16 protein-coding genes, 1 tRNA gene and 2 rRNA genes are annotated in these 19882 nt (G+C 58.3%); 18 read left to right on the forward strand and 1 reads right to left on the reverse strand.

The window, feature by feature from the left end:
* Positions 1–107: 107 nt before the first annotated feature.
* From RAK1035_RS08645 to RAK1035_RS08680, 8 genes are all read left to right on the forward strand, one after another.
* Positions 108–2937, forward strand: a 23S ribosomal RNA gene (locus RAK1035_RS08645).
* A gap of 198 nt (positions 2938–3135) precedes the next feature.
* Positions 3136–3250, forward strand: a 5S ribosomal RNA gene (gene rrf / locus RAK1035_RS08650).
* A gap of 139 nt (positions 3251–3389) precedes the next feature.
* A tRNA-Met gene (locus RAK1035_RS08655) sits at positions 3390–3466 on the forward strand.
* Positions 3467–3873: 407 nt separating this feature from the next.
* Positions 3874–4527 carry a TetR/AcrR family transcriptional regulator gene (locus RAK1035_RS08660; protein WP_008281700.1) on the forward strand — a complete coding sequence of 218 codons (654 nt, stop codon included), beginning with the start codon at positions 3874–3876 and terminating at the stop codon, positions 4525–4527.
* Positions 4524–4952, forward strand: a complete 429-nt coding sequence (locus RAK1035_RS08665; RefSeq protein ID WP_008281701.1) for an SRPBCC family protein — start codon at positions 4524–4526, stop codon at positions 4950–4952. Before RAK1035_RS08660 ends, RAK1035_RS08665 begins: the two co-directional genes overlap by 4 nt.
* A gap of 64 nt (positions 4953–5016) precedes the next feature.
* A complete protein-coding gene (locus RAK1035_RS08670) occupies positions 5017–5499 on the forward strand; it encodes a VOC family protein (protein ID WP_008281702.1) in 483 nt (160 codons plus the stop codon).
* Positions 5492–6028 (forward strand): GFA family protein, encoded by a 537-nt coding sequence (locus RAK1035_RS08675; protein WP_008281704.1) that lies wholly within the window; start codon positions 5492–5494, stop codon positions 6026–6028. Before RAK1035_RS08670 ends, RAK1035_RS08675 begins: the two co-directional genes overlap by 8 nt.
* Entirely contained in the window at positions 6021–6326 is a 306-nt protein-coding gene (locus tag RAK1035_RS08680; protein ID WP_008281705.1) for a DUF6958 family protein, read from the forward strand. The genes RAK1035_RS08675 and RAK1035_RS08680 overlap by 8 nt, the downstream gene beginning before the upstream one ends.
* A 537-nt stretch (positions 6327–6863) precedes the next feature.
* Here RAK1035_RS08680 and RAK1035_RS08685 read toward each other — a convergent pair.
* A complete protein-coding gene (locus RAK1035_RS08685; RefSeq protein ID WP_050775768.1) occupies positions 6864–7919 on the reverse strand; it encodes a LacI family DNA-binding transcriptional regulator in 1056 nt (351 codons plus the stop codon).
* Between the two features lie 186 nt (positions 7920–8105).
* On the opposite strand from RAK1035_RS08685, the gene RAK1035_RS08690 reads away from it, so the two are divergent.
* The 10 genes from RAK1035_RS08690 to eda all read left to right on the forward strand — a co-directional run bounded on the left by RAK1035_RS08690 (position 8106) and on the right by eda (position 19866).
* Positions 8106–9428 (forward strand): ABC transporter substrate-binding protein, encoded by a 1323-nt coding sequence (locus RAK1035_RS08690; protein WP_037298039.1) that lies wholly within the window; start codon positions 8106–8108, stop codon positions 9426–9428.
* 128 nt (positions 9429–9556) lie between these two features.
* Positions 9557–10504, forward strand: coding sequence for a carbohydrate ABC transporter permease (locus RAK1035_RS08695; protein WP_008281708.1), 948 nt, complete (start codon positions 9557–9559; stop codon positions 10502–10504).
* Positions 10501–11439, forward strand: coding sequence for a carbohydrate ABC transporter permease (locus RAK1035_RS08700; RefSeq protein ID WP_008281709.1), 939 nt, complete (start codon positions 10501–10503; stop codon positions 11437–11439). Before RAK1035_RS08695 ends, RAK1035_RS08700 begins: the two co-directional genes overlap by 4 nt.
* Entirely contained in the window at positions 11436–11624 is a 189-nt protein-coding gene (locus RAK1035_RS08705; RefSeq protein ID WP_008281710.1) for a hypothetical protein, read from the forward strand. Before RAK1035_RS08700 ends, RAK1035_RS08705 begins: the two co-directional genes overlap by 4 nt.
* A gap of 2 nt (positions 11625–11626) precedes the next feature.
* Complete coding sequence (locus RAK1035_RS08710) at positions 11627–12724, forward strand: ABC transporter ATP-binding protein (RefSeq protein WP_037298043.1); 1098 nt, start codon at positions 11627–11629, stop codon at positions 12722–12724.
* Positions 12717–13712, forward strand: a complete 996-nt coding sequence (locus RAK1035_RS08715; protein WP_037298045.1) for an ABC transporter ATP-binding protein — start codon at positions 12717–12719, stop codon at positions 13710–13712. Before RAK1035_RS08710 ends, RAK1035_RS08715 begins: the two co-directional genes overlap by 8 nt.
* Before the next feature lie 10 nt (positions 13713–13722).
* Entirely contained in the window at positions 13723–15342 is a 1620-nt protein-coding gene (locus tag RAK1035_RS08720; RefSeq protein WP_008281714.1) for a dihydroxyacetone kinase subunit DhaK, read from the forward strand.
* Positions 15343–15940: 598 nt separating this feature from the next.
* Positions 15941–17404, forward strand: a complete 1464-nt coding sequence (gene zwf / locus RAK1035_RS08730; protein ID WP_008281715.1) for a glucose-6-phosphate dehydrogenase — start codon at positions 15941–15943, stop codon at positions 17402–17404.
* Positions 17401–19209 (forward strand): phosphogluconate dehydratase, encoded by a 1809-nt coding sequence (gene edd, locus RAK1035_RS08735; protein ID WP_008281716.1) that lies wholly within the window; start codon positions 17401–17403, stop codon positions 19207–19209. The genes zwf and edd overlap by 4 nt, the downstream gene beginning before the upstream one ends.
* 3 nt (positions 19210–19212) lie before the next feature.
* A complete protein-coding gene (eda, locus tag RAK1035_RS08740) occupies positions 19213–19866 on the forward strand; it encodes a bifunctional 4-hydroxy-2-oxoglutarate aldolase/2-dehydro-3-deoxy-phosphogluconate aldolase (protein WP_008281717.1) in 654 nt (217 codons plus the stop codon).
* The last annotated feature ends 16 nt before the right edge of the window (positions 19867–19882 follow it).

Genomic DNA, 19882 nt, shown 5'->3' on the forward strand with positions numbered 1-19882 from the left:
CCAAGAACCAGGCGGGAAAAGTATGCTTTTGATACCGGAATTATGGCAACAGTTTCTTACCAGCTTCTGTTGTCGCGCAAGGCGCAAGTCTTGCTAGTTCTGGATCAAATCAAGCGCGAGAAGGGCGTTTGGTGGATGCCTTGGCAGTAAGAGGCGATGAAGGACGTGATACTCTGCGATAAGCCATGAGGAGCTGAGAATAAGCTGTGATCCATGGATTTCCGAATGGGGCAACCCACCTGACAGTTTGTTATAATTGCCTTTTGGCAGTTTATAACGGGCTGAAACAGGTACTTTTTGACTGAATACATAGGTCTTAAAGAGCAAACCCGGAGAACTGAAACATCTAAGTACCCGGAGGAAAGGACAGCAATAGCGACTCCCCTAGTAGCGGCGAGCGAACGGGGACCAGCCGAGCCCAATAAGTGACCAGAATGCGTTGGGAAGCGCAGCCATAGCGGGTGACAGCCCCGTATGGGAAGCTTTGAGGGACGTATCAAGTAGGGCGGAACACGTGAAATTCTGTCTGAAGATCGGAGGACCACCTTCGAAGGCTAAGTACTCCTTACTGACCGATAGCGAACCAGTACCGTGAGGGAAAGGTGAAAAGCACCCCGACGAGGGGAGTGAAACAGTACCTGAAACCGAACGCCTACAATCAGTCGGAGGGGCATAAGCCCTGACGGCGTACCTTTTGTATAATGGGTCATCGACTTGGTCTATCTAGCAAGCTTAAGCCGTTAGGTGTAGGCGCAGCGAAAGCGAGTCTTAATAGGGCGTTGAGTTAGATGGATCAGACCCGAAACCGAGTGATCTAGGCATGACCAGGATGAAGGTTGGGTAACACCAACTGGAGGTCCGAACCCACACCTGTTGAAAAAGGTCGGGATGAGTTGTGCCTAGGGGTGAAAGGCCAATCAAACTCGGAGATAGCTGGTTCTCTGCGAAATCTATTTAGGTAGAGCGTCATCCGAATACCCTCGGGGGTAGAGCACTGGATGGGTAATGGGGCCCCACAGGCTTACTGATCCTAACCAAACTCCGAATACCGAGGAGTACTAGATGGCAGACAGACGGCGGATGCTAACGTCCGTCGTCGAGAGGGAAACAACCCTGACCTCCGGCTAAGGCCCCCAATTCATGGCTAAGTGGGAAAGCAGGTGGGACGACCAAAACAACCAGGAGGTTGGCTTAGAAGCAGCCATCCTTTAAAGATAGCGTAACAGCTCACTGGTCTAAATAAGTTGTCCTGCGGCGAAGATGTAACGGGGCTCAAGCCATGAGCCGAAGCCGAGGATGCCGTAAGGCATGGTAGCAGAGCGTAGTGTGACATGGTTTCTATCCTCTTTAGTGTCCTTCGGGACACCATGGAGGAGAAGAAATCTTCGATGAAGCGGGCCTGTGAGGGATCCCGTGGAGAGATCACTAGTGAGAATGATGACATGAGTAGCGATAAAGGGTGTGAGAGACACCCTCGCCGAAAGTCCAAGGGTTCCTGCTTAAAGCTAATCTGAGCAGGGTAAGCCGACCCCTAAGGCGAGGCCGAAAGGCGTAGTCGATGGGAACCAGGTTAATATTCCTGGGCCAGATGGAAGTGACGGATCTCAAAGGTTGTTCGTTCTTATCGGATTGAACGGGCCGCTCAGAGGTTCCTGGAAATAGCTCCATCGCTAGATCGTACCCGAAACCGACACAGGTGGACTGGTAGAGAATACCAAGGCGCTTGAGAGAACTATGTTGAAGGAACTCGGCAAAATACCTCCGTAAGTTCGCGAGAAGGAGGCCCGGTTTCTAGGCAACTAGAGGCTGGGGGCACAAACCAGGGGGTGGCGACTGTTTACTAAAAACACAGGGCTCTGCGAAGTCGCAAGACGACGTATAGGGTCTGACGCCTGCCCGGTGCCTGAAGGTTAAAAGGAGGGGTGAGAGCTCTGAATTGAAGCCCAGGTAAACGGCGGCCGTAACTATAACGGTCCTAAGGTAGCGAAATTCCTTGTCGGGTAAGTTCCGACCTGCACGAATGGCGTAACGACTTCCCCGCTGTCTCCAACATAGACTCAGCGAAATTGAATTGCCTGTCAAGATGCAGGCTTCCCGCGGTTAGACGGAAAGACCCCGTGCACCTTTACTATAGCTTCGCACTGGCATCAGGATTGTGATGTGCAGGATAGGTGGTAGGCTTTGAAGCAGGGACGCTAGTCCCTGTGGAGCCTCCCTTGAGATACCACCCTTCGCACTCTTGATGTCTAACCGCGGCCCGTTATCCGGGTCCGGGACCCTGCGTGGTGGGTAGTTTGACTGGGGCGGTCGCCTCCTAAAGCGTAACGGAGGCGCGCGAAGGTTGGCTCAGAGCGGTCGGAAATCGCTCGTTGAGTGCAATGGCAGAAGCCAGCCTGACTGCGAGACTGACAAGTCGAGCAGAGTCGAAAGACGGCCATAGTGATCCGGTGGTCCCAAGTGGGAGGGCCATCGCTCAACGGATAAAAGGTACGCCGGGGATAACAGGCTGATACTGCCCAAGAGTCCATATCGACGGCAGTGTTTGGCACCTCGATGTCGGCTCATCTCATCCTGGGGCTGGAGCAGGTCCCAAGGGTACGGCTGTTCGCCGTTTAAAGAGGTACGTGAGCTGGGTTTAGAACGTCGTGAGACAGTTCGGTCCCTATCTGCCGTGGGTGTAGGATACTTGAGAGGAGTTGCCCCTAGTACGAGAGGACCGGGGTGAACGAACCACTGGTGGACCTGTTGTGGCGCCAGCCGCAGTGCAGGGTAGCTATGTTCGGACAGGATAACCGCTGAAGGCATCTAAGCGGGAAGCCCCCCTCAAAACAAGGTATCCCTGAGGGCCGTGGTAGACCACCACGTCGATAGGCCGGAGATGTAAGCGCAGCAATGCGTTCAGTTGACCGGTACTAATGGCCCGATAGGCTTGATTTGATCCAGTAATAGCAAGACTGTTACAGAACAAATCAAAAGCATACACAAAACACAGAGTACTGACTTGGAAACCAATCCCCAACCGGAGCAAGACGGTTGGAGATACCCGTCCTCAACTAGCCGATAGGCGATAGGACAAAAAATGTCCTCAAGTAGCCCTCCGGGCGGTAGGACAAACATAACGAGGCTTTTTCCCGGTTTGGTGGCCATAGCACAAGCGAAACACCCGGTCCCATCCCGAACCCGGCCGTTAAGCGCTGTCGCGCCAATGGTACTGCGTCTCAAGACGTGGGAGAGTAGGTCGCTGCCAAACCTGGTAAAAGCCTCGTAAAACTCATGTATCTCTCAAAAACGATCAAACCCTATTCCCATAAAATAGGCGTCAAAAAACAGCGCATAAACATGCGCCTAAAATAGTCCGAAAACCAATACCAATCAGGACTATACACCGTCGCGGGATGGAGCAGCCCGGTAGCTCGTCAGGCTCATAACCTGAAGGTCGTAGGTTCAAATCCTACTCCCGCAACCAAAAATTCTATACTTTGCGTAACCTCCTGTTCAAGGGAGGTTTTTTGCTGTCCGGACTTCCCCGCACCCCCAAGGCTCAGCGCCAGGATGCCCGCAAGTGCGACGTGAAGGTGGACAGACATCCGCCCAGTGGTGGGGTCTGGATGCAGCACGCTCTTCTCGATCAGGCCACGGATCGCCTCTTTGGCCTCCAGCATGTGTTCCCAGGCGGCGCAATGGCGGGGGCTCAAGGCGAAGCCATCCGGGCGCAATGTCGATCTGCACGAGAGTTGAATAAGCTGCTTCCGATTGAACGCGTGGTATCGCGCCTCAAATACGCAGGTGCCAGCCTCGGTGCCTCCGGTTGCGCGATAGATGGCTTTTTTCAATCGTGTTGATAACATACCAACTGTAAGGTATATATCGACTATGCCAAGACCAACCAAGCAATTCCCCGAGCGCGGCGATGCGCGTACCCGCCTTCTGGAAGCCGCGCGCGACGTGATCCGCCGTAAGGGCTTTGCCGCAACCTCAGTCGATGACCTGTGCCAGTCGGCCGGTGTCACGAAGGGTGCGTTCTTCCATCACTTCAAGACGAAGGACGCGCTCGGTGTGGCGGCAGCGAATTTCTGGGCCGAGACAACCAGCGCACTATTTGCGAGCGCGCCTTACCATGAGCCGGACGATCCGCTGGACAGGGTTCTGGCCTATCTGGATTTCCGCAGAGACATCATTGGCGGCGAGACCTTTGAATACACCTGCCTCGTCGGGACCATGACGCAGGAGGTACATGACAGCGCGCCCGCGATCCGGGATGCCTGCGCCGCCAGCATTTTTGGCCATGCCGCCACGCTGGAGGCCGACATCGAAGCGGCCAGAGCGCAGCGCGGGATTGAAGCGGACTGGACTGCCGCCAGCCTTGCCCGCCATACACAGGCGGTCCTTCAGGGCGGCTTCATCCTCGCCAAGGCCACCGGAGACTCGGACCTGGCCCGTGAGAGCGTCGACCACCTGGTCCGCTATGTGCGCGGCCTGTTCGGGTTGGGGCCAAATACATCCGAAATCAGCAAGGGGGAGAGATGATCATGACCCGCCAGCAGATCACCGTGGAAACGACCGTTTCCGTTTCTGTGGAAGAAGCCTGGAGTGCCTATACGACCCCGGATGACATCACACAGTGGAATTTCGCAAACGACGACTGGTGCTGCCCGCGCGTCGAAAGCGATCTGCGCCCCGGCGGCAAGTATATCGCTCGCATGGAGGCGAAGGACGGCAGTATGGGTTTCGACTTCCAGGGAACCTACGAGAAGATCGAGCCACACAAGGAACTCTCACTTGTTCTCGGTGACGGCCGCAAGTCCCGCACGACCTTCACCGAAAACAGTGGCACGACCAAGGTCGCTACCGCGTTCGACGCCGAGACACAGAACCCAACCGACATGCAGCGCGACGGGTGGCAGGCTATCCTGAACAATTTCAAGGCCCACGTAGACGGTAAGGAGGGCTGAATTGCGTGCGGGGCGGTCCGGCTTTGATGCTGCACCCCAAACCACTACACGGGAGAACAGAACAATGGAACATGCCTCGAAAGTTCGAACCTGCCTCTGGTTCGAGAAGGGCGGACATGATGCCGCGCAGGAATACGTTGCGCTCGTGCCAGATAGTCGGATCGAAGCCGTGCGCGAGAACGGCCAGCCGAACGATCCGATGATTGTCGAGTTCACGCTGGCCGGTGCGCCAATGATGATTCTGACGGCAGGGCCTCACCACAAATTGACGCCCGCTGTCTCGATCAGCGTGTTGACCGAGGATCAGGACGAGACAGACCGGCTTTGGGGTGCCCTGACTGGAAATGGAGGCGAGGCCGGGCCTTGCGGTTGGCTCGTGGATCGCTTTGGTGTGTCCTGGCAGATCGTGCCGAAGCGGATGCCGGACCTGTTGGCCAGTGACGATCCGGGCGTGGTGGTCCGTGTGAGCGAGGCCATGATGCGGATGGGCAAGATCGACATTGCCGCCCTCGATGCTGTTGCCGCGAAGGGGCCAGCTCATGGGTGAGACAACACGCATCGCTTGCAAATGCGGCCAGACCCGCCTTGAAGTCGAGGGCAAGCCGATCAAAAGCGTCGAATGCTGCTGCACATCTTGCCGCGAAGCAGCAGTCCGGATGCAGCGCCTTGAGGGCGCGCCCCGAACCGTGACGGATCACGGCACGACGCCCTTCGTCATGTATCGCAAGGATCGCGTGCGTTTTCTTGCGGGGGCCGACACCTTGGCCGGGTTCCGCTTGTCGCCTGAGGCCTCAAGCAGGCGGGTGATCGCTACCTGCTGCAACACGCCAGTCTATCTGGAGTTCAAAGGCGGTCATTGGCTGAGCTTCTACAGTGGACTTTGGCCGGCCGGCACAAAGCCTGCGCCCACGATGCGTACGATGACCTCGGATCTGCCGGAAGGTAGCACTCTGCCAGACGACATCCCCAACGCCAAGAAGCATAGCCTTGGCTTCTTCGCCAAGCTCTTCGGGGCTTGGGTCGCCATGGGGTTCCGTAGCCCGAAAATGTCCAATACGGGAGAGATCAATGTCTGACACCGACGAGAAGATCGAAATCGAGAGCATCACATCGCCGAACCACGTCCAACGGGTGAACAAGGCGAAATTCATGGCCATGCGCGACGCCTTGCTTCCGGTGTTGCCGTCCGAGGGCCCCGGCATGACTGTCGCCGAGGCGAAAGCCGCCTTGCTGCCAAACCTGTCGCAGGAGTTGTTTCCCGGCGGTGAGAAGGCAGGCTGGTGGCTGAAGGCCGTGCAGCTCGATCTTGAGGCCAAGGGCGTGATCGCGCGTGACGGCAAGAGGCCGGTGCGGTTGGTCAGAACGGGCAAATGAGCCAGATGCGATTGGACATCGCGCATGGTCGCCATGCCCAAAGCGACATCGCCAAACCCGACATTGCTGCGACGTGCAGCATCCGTGACGTCGCGCCCATGCCGTCATTCTCTGCCGGGCATTATTACCCGCTAAAGCGAGGTTGGAACCGCCACAAACGTCCCTGAACTGACACGCGCTGTCCTCGTCGGCACTGCGGCGCGGGGTTGCCGAGGCGGTCATTCGGGACTCGGCGTGGACTCATCTTGGTTCCAAAACTACCAAGCGAAGCGCCTGCAAATCTCGGGCCCCTCAAACGGCGGATCACCCATCGGGTCATGCAACGCGTCTACATGACGAAAGAGAGCTTTGCCCTCGAGCCGTACTGCTGCGGCGCTTACTGTCGTCTCTTCCTCTGGTGTCTTTGCAAGTGCGTACCAGGCCGGCAATCGAACAGGCCGAATGCCCAGGTTATCGGGCGGTGCGAAGACGTAGGATGAGATTTCGTAGCGCCTGCGACGAAAATCCGTGCGGCCAGTCCGACGAGCATAGATTCAACTAAATGTTCGTCCGCATCAAGACCTCGACACGGATCCGCTCTTGGGAACCTTTTGCGACGCGCTTGTCGGTGATGGCCTTGAGTTTCCGGACCGCACTTCGCACAAGGTGCCCCGGATCCTGTGCAATAACTGCGTCCAGTTTGCCTTCTCGCAGTGCGGTCTCGGTAAATGGTGTTCTTTCATGGACAATCTTGATGAGGCTCGATGTGCCGCCAATCCCGTTGAGGATCGTCAACGGGATGCGCGCCTCGGATGACAAGATGTAGACGCCCACCAGATCGGGGTTGTTCTTGAGCGCGTTCTGGATGACCTGCTCGGCGCGGGCTTCATCCCCGTAGGTCTCTAGCGAAGGGAGCGCGGTGAGATTTGGGAAATACCGGTTGAGTTCTGCGTCAAACCCAATACGCCGCTCGAGGCTGTCCCGCGATCGCATGCTTTCCGAGATTACGAGAACTGCGCCATGGGCACGAGCACTGAACCGACCGATGAGCGTTGCCGCTGTGGCACCTGCGGCGGTGTGGTTGGTGCCGACCCAGTGTTCTTCCATGCTGGACTGGTCGGCGATGAAGGGCAGGGCCGCGACGCCGCGCTGTTGCAGCCGGTAGATCGCATCGCGAACCTGAGGGGATTCCGGCGCCATGATCGCTACGCCGGTTGTCTCGCTTGCATCAAGGGTTGCGAGGAACGCGGAAATGCTATGGGGGTCGTTTTCGTTGATATGCTCGGCATCGCACCAGATGAGGTCGGCGGCGAAGGTTTCGTTGGCTTCGTTGATGTGGCGAATGATCTCTTCCAGGAACAGATCGCCAGAGCGGGGCAGAGCAAACACGAACCGGTAGCGTTGTGATCGCGCGAGATTGGCGGCTTGGATATTCCGGACGAATCCGAGCTCTTCGATCGCCTTGTTTACGCGATCGACGGTGTGCTTTTTGACGCCCTCGCGATTGTTGAGTACCCGATCAACGGTCGCGCGACTAACCCCGGCAGCCTTGGCGAGATCTTTTGTCGTCGGTCTTTGCATGATGTCCTTGGCGTTGATCAGCGCGAATTTCATGAACTTATCAGACCCTTGTTCTGCCACAATAGCGGCTTTCGACGACGCTTCAAAGTACTGCATAGCTCAAAATGAGGCAGGTGTCTCAAAAATATCTTGCAGTGAGGCACGTGTCTCATTTAGCAATATTGCGAGCGAGAGTCGTGGCGGGGAGCCGCGCCCGCCATAACTGGGAGGAGTTACCCGATGAGAAAGACCCTGTTCACCACGGCTGCGGCGGGTGCAATTGTTGCATCCGGTGTGGCGACAACCGCTATGGCCGAGGACCTGACCCTGTGTTGGGCCGCATGGGACCCTGCGAATGCGCTGATCGAGCTGTCCAAGGATTTCGAGGCGCAATCCGGCCACACCATGAGCTTTGAATTCGTGCCATGGACCAGCTTTGCTGATCGTATGTTGAACGAGCTGAACTCGGGCGGGCAGCTGTGTGATCTGATGATCGGTGACAGCCAGTGGATCGGCGGCGGTGCCGAGAACGGCCATTACGTCAAGCTCAACGATTTCTTTGAGGCCAACGGGATCAGCATGGATGATTTCTTGCCGGCCACCGTGACGGGCTATGCCGAATGGCCCAAGGGCACGCCGAACTACTATGCGCTGCCTGCTTATGCAGACGTTGTGGGCTGGACCTATCGCAAGGACTGGTTCGAGCGCCCCGAGCTTCAGGCTGAATTCATGGAAAAATACGGCCGCGCACTGGATGTTCCGGCCTCGCTTGAGGAATTGCGCGACATCGCCGCATTCTTTCAGGGGCGCGAGATTGACGGCACGACCGTTTACGGCGCTGCGATCTACACCGAGCGTGGGTCCGAAGGGATCACGATGGGCGTGACGAATGTGCTCTATAACTACGGGTTCGAATATGAAAACCCAGAAAAGCCCTATGACCTCGAGGGGTTCGTGAACTCGGCAGGGGCGGTCGCCGGTCTGGAGCTTTACAAAGAGATCTACGACACAGGCACCCCTCCGGGATCGTCGAACTGGTATATGGGCGAGAACATCGACGCCTATCGCTCGGGGCAGGTCGCGATGCAGATGAACTTTGCTTTCATCTGGCCGGGTGTTGAAGCGGATGAAAACGTGGGCGGAGGCAAATCAGGCTATTTCCCGAACCCCGCAGGGCCAGCGGGCCAGTTCGCGCAGTTGGGCGGGCAGGGCATTTCGGTGGTGGCGTATTCCCAGAAACAGGACGCCGCGCTGGAATACATCAAGTGGTTCGCACAGCCTGAAATCCAGCAGCGCTGGTGGGATCTGGGCGGCGCACCAGCACTGCGCGCGGTTGTTGAGGCCGAGGACTTTGCGGCCAGCCAGCCCTATGCACAGGCGTTTCTGGACAGCATGGCCATCGTCAAGGATTTCTGGGCCGAACCTGCCTATGCGGACCTGCTGATCCCGATGCAGGAGCGGATGCACAACTACGTCATTGCCGGCGAAGGCACAGCGCAAGAGGCGCTTGACGGCCTGGTGCGTGACTGGACCGAAGTGTTCGAGGACGAAGGCAAGCTGTAATCCTCCTCTCTGTCGGGCGCCCTTCCTGAGGGGGTGGACGACGTATGCTCCAGCCGATCTGCGGATTGGCTGGACCACCCTTCATGGACATTTGCGAGGGGGTTCACCTCGCGAAAAGGACACACACCATGACACTTCCCCCCATGGAAAGAGCGGCGGCAAAAACGCCCGACGGCATCGCGAAACGCATTCGCGGCCTGTCTGACCGGACCATCGCCTGGATCTTCGTGGCGCCTACGATTTTTCTATTGCTGGCCGTCAATATCTTTCCGCTGATCTGGACGATCCGGCTGAGCTTTACCGATTTTCGCGTCAACCGCCCCAATAACGATGTGGAGTGGGTCGGCTTGCGCAATTACGAGCGCATTCTGAGCGACCCTGACGTCTGGAACACGATGCAGGCGACGGCGCATTTCCTGATCTGGACGATCGCGCTGCAGGTGCTGATCGGCTTTACCCTCGCTTATCTGATCAACAAGAAGTTCAGGGGTAACGACATGTGGACGACGATCATCGTATTTCCGATGATGCTGTCGCCCGCTGTGGTCGGCAATTTCTGGACGTTCCTTTATCAGCCGCAGATCGGTTTGTTCAATTATGTGGTCGCGTTCTTTACCGGTGCTGATCCGGCCAGTTTTTCGATGATCGGCGATGTCAATCTGGCCCCTTGGGCGATCATTATTGCCGACACATGGATGTGGACACCCTTTGTGATGCTGATCTGTCTGGCGGGGTTGCGATCCATTCCCGACAGTATCTATGAGGCAGCCGAGTGCGACCGCGCGAGCAAATGGCGGCAGTTTTGGACCATAACCCTGCCGATGGCCTTGCCGTTCCTGATGCTGGCCGTTCTGTTCCGCGGGATCGAGAATTTCAAGATGTTCGATCTGGTGGTGCAGCTTACAGGCGGCGGGCCGGGGAATACGACCACGCTGACCTCGATTGATCTGAAACGGGAAGCCTTTGAGAAATGGCGCACGGGCTATTCCTCGGCCTATGCGGTGATCCTGTTCGTGACCGTCTTCGGCCTTGCCAGCATCTATGTCAAAGCCCTGAACAAGGTGAAAGAAAGATGAGCTTTTCCGTCACAGAACCGACAAAGGGCACCAAGTGGTTCGCCGGAATTCTGGTCGTTACCTATGCCTGCATCACCCTCGTTCCGCTGCTTTGGATCATTGCGACGGGTTTCAAATCGCCCACGGATTCAATCGCCTATCCGCCGGTTGTGGTGTTCGAGCCGACGCTGGAGGGATATGTCAACCTGTTCACCGACCGGACCCGCGCTACCGAGGATATGCTTGAAGCTGCTGGTCCTGCCGAGACATGGTATGACCAGATTGCGCGGGATCGTGGCACGGTTATTTCCGGCCCGTCGCGCTATGGTGAGCGGTTTCTGAATTCGGTCATCATCGGCTTCGGCTCGACCGCGCTGTGCATGATCCTTGGCACGATGGCGGCCTATGCATTCAGCCGGTTCAAGGTGCCGCTGAAGGATGATCTGCTGTTCTTTATCCTCTCGACGCGGATGATGCCGCCCATTGCGGTCGCGATCCCGATTTTTCTGATGTTTCGGACGCTGGGGCTGAATGACACGCATCTTGGAATGATCCTGCTTTATACTGCGGTCAACCTTTCGCTGTCGGTCTGGCTGCTCAAGGGCTTCATTGATGAAATCCCTATCGAATACGAAGAAGCAGCCCTGATCGACGGCTACACACGGTTTCAGGCATTCTACAAGGTGGTGCTACCGCAGGCGGCCACAGGCATCGCATCAACGGCGATCTTCTGTCTGATCTTTGCGTGGAATGAATATGCCTTTGCGGTTCTGCTGACCTCGGGCACTGCGCAAACCGCGCCACCGTTCATTCCGACTATCATCGGGACAAGTGGCAAGGACTGGCCTGCCGTTGCGGCGGGGGCGACGATCTTTCTCGTGCCGGTCATGGTCTTCACCATCCTGTTGCGCAAGCACCTGCTGCGCGGGATCACATTCGGAGCGGTCCGCAAATGATGAACATCATCTACCGCATGCTGCGGTTTCGCCGTGGCCCCTGGGAAATGCTGGCAACCATTCTGATTGCACTTGGGGTCACCATGCTGATGCAGCCCTTCGCGATTGGCCTTTATAGCTATTCGTTCATTGTCACCCTTGTCGGCACGGTGATGTTCATCATCGTCAGCCATTTCCCGGAGTAGTCATGGCACAGATACGAATAGAAAACGTGCGCAAGGACTTCGGAGCGTTCAATGCGGTGAAGTCGTCAACATTCACCATCGAGGACGGCGAGTTCTTTATGCTGCTGGGGCCCTCGGGCTGTGGCAAGACCACGACGCTGCGGATGATGGCGGGACTTGAGCTGCCGACCTCTGGCGAGATTTACATCGACAATGAAGAGGTAGGAATGAAGCCCGCGTCCCAGCGCGATATCGCCTTTGTGTTCCAGATGTTCGCGCTCTATCCGCATATGAACGTCGGTAAGAACATCAGCTATCCGCTAAGGTCCCAAGGGATGCCCAAGGTCCAGATAAAGAAGAAGGTTGACGAGATTGCCGAGATCCTCGGCATTACGGACATTCTGAACAAGCCTGTCGGCGGTTTGTCCGGTGGCGACCGGCAGCGGGTGGCGCTTGGGCGGGCGATCGTCCGCGATCCAAAGGCGTTCTTCATGGACGAACCGTTGGGCGCACTGGATGCAGAGTTTCGCGAGCATATGTCCAAGGAATTGCGCGCCCTACATGACCGGATGAGCGCGACCACGGTTTATGTGACGCATGACCAGCTTGAAGCCATGCAGATGGGTGACAAGATCGTGGTGATGAACCACGGTGTTGTTGAACAGTTCGGCGTACCGCAAGATATCTACGACTGGCCCGCGACAAAGTTCGTGGCAGCGTTTATCGGATCGCCACCGATGAACTTCCTCGAATTCAACGGAATGGTCGGCAAGGGCGGAACCGAGGTTCGGCTGAATGATGTGGCTCTGGCTGTGCCCGCCAGCCTTGACGGTGCCAATGGCGCGCTGACGTTCGGGGTGCGCCCCGAGCATGTGAGACTGGACGATGCAGCCCCTTACCGCGGGCGCGTCAAGGCAACCGAATACCTCGGCACCACCCAGATCGTCACCTTGGAGACCGCCAACGGCGAGGTCAAAGCCCGCGTGGCCAGTTCGGACCGGATCAGTGCGGGCGACCAGACCGGACTGGCGTTCGATGCGCGCACGATCACGCTGTTTAATGCAGACACCGGTGCCGCGCTGCGCTCGCAAGCCAATCAAGGAGTGCTGTTCCGTGGCTGAAGTGACCTTAAAGGGGATTTCCAAATCCTTTGGCGCCCAAATGGCCCTTGATGAAGTGACCATGACCATTCCAGACGGAGCCTTTGTGGTACTGCTCGGGCCAACCGGCGCAGGCAAGACGACGACGCTGCGGATGGTCTCTGGTCTGGACAAGCCTGACAGCGGATCGGTGACCATCGGGGGCCGCGATGTCACCGCGCTCACGCCTGCCCAGCGGGATGTGGCGATGGTGTTCCAGCAGTATTCGCTCTATCCGCATCTGACGGTGCGCCAGAACCTTGAGTTTCCTTTGAAGTCTCCGATCCTAAAGACCCCTCAGGCAGAGATTGATCGCAAGGTAGGCGCGGTCGCGGAGGTCCTGCAAATCAGTCACAAGCTTGACAACAAGGCCACCGCCTTGTCGGGGGGCGAGATGCAGCGCGTTTCGATTGGTCGGGCGTTGGTTCGGGAACCGTCGGTCTATCTGATGGACGAGCCGCTAAGTTCGCTTGATGCGAAACTGCGTTCTGACCTGCGTATCGAGTTGAAAAGCATTCAGGCCGATTCAGGTGCAACCATGCTTTATGTGACCCATGACCAGACCGAAGCCATGACCATGGCCACGCATGTGGGGGTACTGGACAGCGGCAAGCTGGTCCAATTCGGTAGCCCGCGCGAGATATATGAAAACCCCGTGAGCGTGTATGCCGCCAGCCGTCTGGGTCAGCCGCGCATCAATGTGTTGCCGTCAGACGTGTTCGGTGGGGCTCCGCGCGGGGCGGCCCAGATCGGTCTGCGCCCCGAGCAGATCGTGCAGGGCGAGGGCGAGGACAGCTTTGTGCAGCGGGTCGAACACCTTGGTGACCAGACGCGCCTGCATCTGAAGTTCAAGTCGCACGACCTGATCACGGTTACGGATGCCCATACAACGCTCAAGGAAGGCGACATCATCCAGATCCGCCCGAACAATCCCTTCTTTTTTGACGCCTCTGGCGCTCGCATATCCTAGGAGATCCACCATGAAACATTTTATCAATGAAAAGCACGACATGGTGACCGAAGCGATCGACGGCACGATTGCGGCTTCGGGGGGCAAGCTGACGCGGTTGGATGGCTATCCGCATATCCGCGTGGTGGTGCGGTCCGATTGGGACAAATCCAAGGTTGCGCTGGTTTCGGGCGGCGGTTCGGGCCACGAACCTGCCCACGCGGGCTTTGTGGGCGAGGGCATGTTGACGGCAGCGGTCTGCGGCGACGTGTTTGCCTCGCCTTCGGTGGATGCTGTTCTGGCGGCGATCCTTGCGGTGACCGGGACGGCGGGGTGTCTGCTTATCGTCAAGAATTACACGGGCGACCGGCTGAACTTTGGTCTGGCGGCGGAGCGGGCGCGGGCCTTTGGCCACAAGGTCAGCGTGGTGATCGTGGATGATGATGTCGCCTTGCCGAGCCTGCCACAGGCGCGCGGTCTTGCGGGGACGTTGTTTGTCCACAAGATCGTGGGGGCGATGGCCGAAGGGGGGGCCAACCTGGAGGCCTGCACGATTGCCGCCAAGCGGGTGATTGCAGGCTCGCGCAGTATCGGGCTTTCGCTTGATACCTGTTCGGTTCCCGGATCGCTGAAAGAAGACCGTATTCCATTTGGCATGGCCGAGCTTGGGCTGGGTATTCATGGCGAAGCTGGTGTGGCGCAAGTCGCCTCCGCGGGCGCAGCGGATGCGATTGCCAAGATGATTGAGGCTCTTGTTGCGGATATGCCAAGGACGCCACATGTGGCGCTGATCAACAACCTTGGCGGGGCGTCCTGCCTTGAAATGGCGATTCTGACCAACAATCTGCTTGGCTCGGAGATTGGCCAGTATATTCGGCTGGTCGTTGGTCCCAGCGCGATGATGACGGCGCTCGATATGCACGGATTTTCGATTTCGCTATGCGAACTCGCGGACGGAGACGAAGGGTTCCTGAAAGCGCCTGCCAAGGTGACGGGCTGGCCGGGGTGTAACAGCGTGACAGCACCTGCCGTTCTACCGCTGCCGGATGGCTTGACCCCGATCCGCGCGCCTGCGTCAGCACATGCGCCGACACGGGAATTTCTGACCGATTGCTGCAAGGTGCTGATCGCAGCCGAGAACGATCTGAACCTTCTCGATGCGAAATCCGGGGATGGGGATACAGGCTCGACTCTGGCTGGTGCGGCAAGGGCGTTGATTGATGCGATGGACCGGCTGCCCTTGGCCGATCACACGCAGCTTTACCGTGCGATCGGGCTGGAGCTGAGCCAGACCATGGGCGGATCGTCGGGGGTGCTGCTTGCGATTTTCTTTGCGGCAGCGGGGGATGCGTCATCGTCGGGGATGACGATGCGGGATGCGCTGATGGCGGGCCTTGACCGGATGCGCCAGATCGGTGGTGCCAACCCTGGCGACCGGACGATGGTCGATGCCTTGCTGCCCGCGCTGGATGCACTGAGTGCTGGTTTGCCGCAAGCGGCTGCTGCGGCGCGCAAGGGGGCGAAATACACCGCGACGCTGACATCGGCAAAGGCTGGCCGTGCGAGCTATATCAATGCCGAGCAACTGGAGGGCCATATCGATCCGGGTGCCGAGGCTGTCGCCCGTTTGTTCGAGCATCTGGCCAGCTGAAAAGGGCGACATAACGTCGAGCAATTACCTCGCCCGTTTGGGAGCTTGATCGCTATGTGGCGGGGTTTTTGATCGGTAATTGGCGTTTCCGATGACGAGAGTCTGTGCGGCACCCGCAACGACTTCTTCGTTGATTCAGGCGATGCGACGAGCAAACTGCGAGATCAACCGTTGCCTCGTCTCCATGCGCGGGATAATCCTGCAGCTGCCGACATCGCCAGCCGTGACGTCATGGAGACTGGAATTCACAGTCTGGGTAGATGCCGATTGGCGTCAAGCTGCCGGATAGAATCCACCTGCCTGAAACATTTCGCTCACCGGTTTGAACCGAAACTTCGCACCCGGGCGACCAGAGCTTTTCGAATTCACGGCTATCCCTCCTGAATTCTCCTGTCTCAGGATAGTGGCACCACACGGATTTAGGCAGAACCCCAAAAGGTAGCTTGTCTCAAAGGTATGTTAGCGCTAACATTTACCAGAAATAGGGAGGAGAAAAGCATGGCCACCAGACTCGCAATCAACGGATTTGGGCGGATTGGACGTTGTGTCCTGCGCGCCTTGATACATGGCCGTCCCCTGAAATTGGCGAGCTGAGGGAATGGTCTCTCGCGTCATCCCAGTATCATCCTTTGATCTGGTCATTTTCGGGGCCACTGGCGATCTGGCACAACGCAAGATCCTGCCGGGTCTTTTCCGCCGCTTTTCAGTTGGCCAGATGCCGAGAGACGCGCGCATCATTGCCACGGCTCGGTCAGAAATCGATACGGACATGTTCCGGGCTGATCTCAGGACGAGCCTCGCCGAGTTTGCGCCATGCAGTTCGGGCGATGCGGAAATGCTGGACCAGTTCCTTGCGACGATTGTTTACATTCATCTTGATGTAATGAGCCAAGAGGGCTGGTCCGAATTGGTTGGCTTGCTGCGCGGATCAGCGGTGCGCGCCTTCTATCTGTCGGTCTCCACTTCCCTTTTCGGCACTATCGCATCCAGGCTGAGCAGCTATGGGGCCGTAACACCTGAGAGCCGCATCGTCGTTGAAAAACCCTTCGGAAATGACCTGGCCATTGCACGGGCACTCAACGCGGATTTGCGTCAGGGTTTCGAGGAAAGCCAAATCTATCGCATCGACCACTATCTTGGAAAAGAAACGGTGCAGAACTTGATGGCTCTGCGCTTTGCCAATGCGCTGTGGGAGCCGCTTTGGAATTCGACACACATAGACCATGTTCAGATCACCGTGGCCGAGAGTCTCGGTGTCGAGGGGCGTGGTGAGTATTACAATCGTGCCGGTGCGATGCGGGACATGGTTCAGAACCACCTCATGCAGCTCTTGTGTTTGACGGCAATGGAACCGCCGTCGAGATTTGAGCCGAACGCCGTGCGTGACGAGAAGGTAAAGGTGATCGAGGCGCTCGCACCTGCCAAGCCTCAGGAAATCGTGCGGGGACAGTATCGGGACAAGGAGGGTCAGGGCAGCTACCGCGCGCATGCGGGCGATCCGACCTCGCGAACAGAAAGTTTCGTGGCGATGAAAGTTGCTATCGCCAACTGGCGATGGGCTGGAACGCCTTTCTACCTCCGCACCGGGAAGAGATTGCGCGCGCGGACTTCGGAGATCGCCGTTGTGTTTCGCGAGCCTCCGCACATGATTTTCCCCGAGATGGAAAACCGACGCAGCAATCAAATGATCATACACCTTCAGCCGGACGAGGGCATCACGCTGCACAATACCATCAAGGAGCCGGGTCCTGGTGGTTTCCGCCTTGCGGAGGTAACGTTGGACATGACCTTTGCAAATGCGCTGGGGGGCCAGACCGATTCACAGGACGCCTATGAGCGTTTGATCATGGATGTCATCCGTGGCGACCAGACGCTCTTTATGCGCGGCGACGAGGTTGAGGCGGCGTGGGCCTGGGTCGACCCTATTATCGCGCGCTGGGAAGAGGCGCGTCATGCACCCGAGCCCTATGATGCAGGCGGTTCGGGCCCCGAAGAGGCCCTGATGCTGATGCATCGGGATGGCCGGCGCTGGCGCGAGATTGGCCGAGTGGAGGACAAATGACTCTCAATTCAACTATCGAAGCCGTAACTGACCGGATCATCGCACGCAGTTCCAAGACACGCGACGCCTACCTGAAGCGCATGCGCGCGGCGCAGTCAAAGGGGCCGGCCCGGTCGCACTTGGCTTGCAGCGGTCAGGCTCATGCCTATGCCGCCGCCGAAAGCGACAAGGCGCGCTTGGTCGAGGACGTCTCAGGCAACCTCGGAATCGTAACGGCCTATAACGATATGCTCTCTGCACATCAGCCCTTCGCCACCTACCCGGACATCATCAAGCATGCTGTGCGCGAAATCGGCGGCACGGCGCAAGTTGCGGGCGGCGTACCGGCGATGTGCGATGGTGTCACTCAGGGCGAAGCCGGCATGGAGCTTAGCCTCTTCTCGCGTGACGTGATCGCGCTCGCCGCATCGGTCGCGCTCAGCCACAACACTTATGACGCGGCGGTTTTTCTGGGTGTCTGCGACAAGATCGTACCAGGCCTTTTGATCGCTGCGCAGGCCTTTGGCCATTTACCCGCTGTTTTTCTGCCCGCAGGCCCCATGACAAGTGGCTTACCCAATGACGAGAAGTCCAAGGTGCGCCAACGCTTTGCCGCTGGCGAAGTCGACCGCGCCGCGCTCATGGAAGCCGAGATGGCGGCCTATCACGGCCCAGGTACCTGCACTTTCTACGGCACGGCCAACACCAACCAGATGCTGATGGAGTTCATGGGGCTACATCTGCCGGGTGCCAGCTTTGTGACACCGAACACGCCCCTGCGCGCCGCTCTCACAGCCGAAGGCGCAAAGCGCGCACTCTCGCTCAGCGCGCTTGGTGAGAGCTATACGCCCGTCTGCGATATTCTAAGCGAAAAGGCCTTTGTAAACGGGATCGTCGGGCTTAATGCTACGGGCGGCTCGACCAACCTTCTCATTCACCTGATCGCCATGGCCCGCGCCGGCGGGATCATCCTTGATTGGGAAGATTTCTCCGATCTTTCCGAAGCCACACCGCTTATCGCGCGGGTCTATCCCAACGGACTGGCTGACGTGAACCATTTTCACGCCGCAGGCGGGCTTGGCTACATGATCGGCGAGCTCCTTGGCGCTGGCCTTCTACATCCCGATACCAAGACAGTGGCAGGCGAGGGCCTTGAGCATTACACGACAGAGCCAAAGCTCGCCGACGGCAGATTGAGCTGGCAACCCGGCGCTCGCAAAAGCCTCGATGACAGAATCCTGCGCACCGTGGCCGACCCGTTCCAGCTCACAGGGGGGCTCGCGCGCCTCTCGGGCAATCTTGGCACAGCGGTGATGAAAGTCTCGGCGGTGGCACCCGAGCACCAGATCGTTCAAGCGCCCGCGCGGGTGTTTCATGACCAGAACGATGTGAAGGCCGCCTTCAAGGCAGGTGAGCTTACGGGCGATCTTGTGGTTGTCATGCGCTTTCAGGGGCCCAAGGCAAACGGCATGCCAGAGCTTCACAGCCTTACCCCGATCCTGTCGATCCTTCAGGGACGCGGCCAGAAGGTGGCGCTGGTTACAGATGGGCGCATGTCGGGTGCCTCAGGCAAGGTTCCCTCGGCAATCCATGTCAGCCCCGAAGCGCTTGATGGTGGCCTGATTGCCAAGCTCAAGGATGGCGATATCCTGCGCGTCGATGCCACGACAGGGGTGCTTCAATGCCTCACCGAAGGTGTGGGGGAACGCCCCGCAGCAGCACCCGATCTGAGCAGCAATCATCACGGACTCGGCCGCGAGCTTTTTGCAGCCTTCCGGCGCAGTGTCGGCACGGCCGATAAGGGCGCATCTATTTTTGGAGAGTAAACCTTGACCCTGTCCCCCAAAAACGCCAGCCGCCAGACCCGCGCGCTCTGCGAACTCGCCCCGATCGTGCCTGTTCTTGTGATCAACGATGCCGCCGCCGCCCGCCCTCTGGCAGAGGCTCTTGTGGCCGGGGGCCTACCTGTTCTTGAGGTGACCCTGCGCACCCCTGCCGCGCTTGATGCGATCCGCGCCATGGCGCAGGTTAGAGGCGGTCACGTCGGCGCAGGCACATTGGTTACACCCGATGATGTGCGCGCCGCCAAAGCCGCAGGTGCAACCTTCGGTGTCGCCCCGGGCGCTACCGAAAAGCTTCTCGCCGCCTGCGAAGCCGAAGGGCTGCCGCTCCTCCCCGGTGCGGCCACGGCAAGCGAGGCAATGGCCCTCCTGGAGCGTGGCTATGACATGCTCAAGTTCTTCCCCGCCGAGGCGGCGGGCGGCGTAGCCGCTCTCAAAGCCATCGGTGCGCCTTTGCCGCAGATTTCGTTTTGCCCTACAGGCGGGATCAACCCCGACAATGCGCCAAGCTATCTGTCGCTCTCCAATGTCGTCTGCGCCGGTGGCAGTTGGGTCGCGCCTGAAGCTCTCGTCGCCATGGGCAAATGGGACGAAATCGAAGAGCTCGCCCGCGAAGCTGCCAAATTGAGGGCCGCACCCTGACAGATATCTGGAACAG

The organism is Roseovarius sp. AK1035 (assembly GCF_003288315.1).
GTDB lineage: Bacteria > Pseudomonadota > Alphaproteobacteria > Rhodobacterales > Rhodobacteraceae > Roseovarius > Roseovarius mucosus_A.

Bases quoted from the DNA above. Each gene is read 5' to 3' on its own strand.
- RAK1035_RS08670 (WP_008281702.1), top strand. From the start codon at position 5,017: ATGGAACATGCCTCGAAAGTTCGAACCTGCCTCTGGTTCGAGAAGGGC.
- RAK1035_RS08675 (WP_008281704.1), top strand. From the start codon at position 5,492: ATGGGTGAGACAACACGCATCGCTTGCAAATGCGGCCAGACCCGCCTT.
- RAK1035_RS08720 (WP_008281714.1), top strand. From the start codon at position 13,723: ATGAAACATTTTATCAATGAAAAGCACGACATGGTGACCGAAGCGATC.
- RAK1035_RS08690 (WP_037298039.1), top strand. From the start codon at position 8,106: ATGAGAAAGACCCTGTTCACCACGGCTGCGGCGGGTGCAATTGTTGCA.
- RAK1035_RS08695 (WP_008281708.1), top strand. From the start codon at position 9,557: ATGACACTTCCCCCCATGGAAAGAGCGGCGGCAAAAACGCCCGACGGC.
- RAK1035_RS08710 (WP_037298043.1), top strand. From the start codon at position 11,627: ATGGCACAGATACGAATAGAAAACGTGCGCAAGGACTTCGGAGCGTTC.
- RAK1035_RS08680 (WP_008281705.1), top strand. From the start codon at position 6,021: ATGTCTGACACCGACGAGAAGATCGAAATCGAGAGCATCACATCGCCG.
- RAK1035_RS08705 (WP_008281710.1), top strand. From the start codon at position 11,436: ATGATGAACATCATCTACCGCATGCTGCGGTTTCGCCGTGGCCCCTGG.
- edd (WP_008281716.1), top strand. From the start codon at position 17,401: ATGACTCTCAATTCAACTATCGAAGCCGTAACTGACCGGATCATCGCA.
- RAK1035_RS08665 (WP_008281701.1), top strand. From the start codon at position 4,524: ATGATCATGACCCGCCAGCAGATCACCGTGGAAACGACCGTTTCCGTT.
- RAK1035_RS08685 (WP_050775768.1), bottom strand. From the start codon at position 7,919: ATGAAATTCGCGCTGATCAACGCCAAGGACATCATGCAAAGACCGACG.
- zwf (WP_008281715.1), top strand. From the start codon at position 15,941: ATGGTCTCTCGCGTCATCCCAGTATCATCCTTTGATCTGGTCATTTTC.
- RAK1035_RS08660 (WP_008281700.1), top strand. From the start codon at position 3,874: ATGCCAAGACCAACCAAGCAATTCCCCGAGCGCGGCGATGCGCGTACC.
- RAK1035_RS08700 (WP_008281709.1), top strand. From the start codon at position 10,501: ATGAGCTTTTCCGTCACAGAACCGACAAAGGGCACCAAGTGGTTCGCC.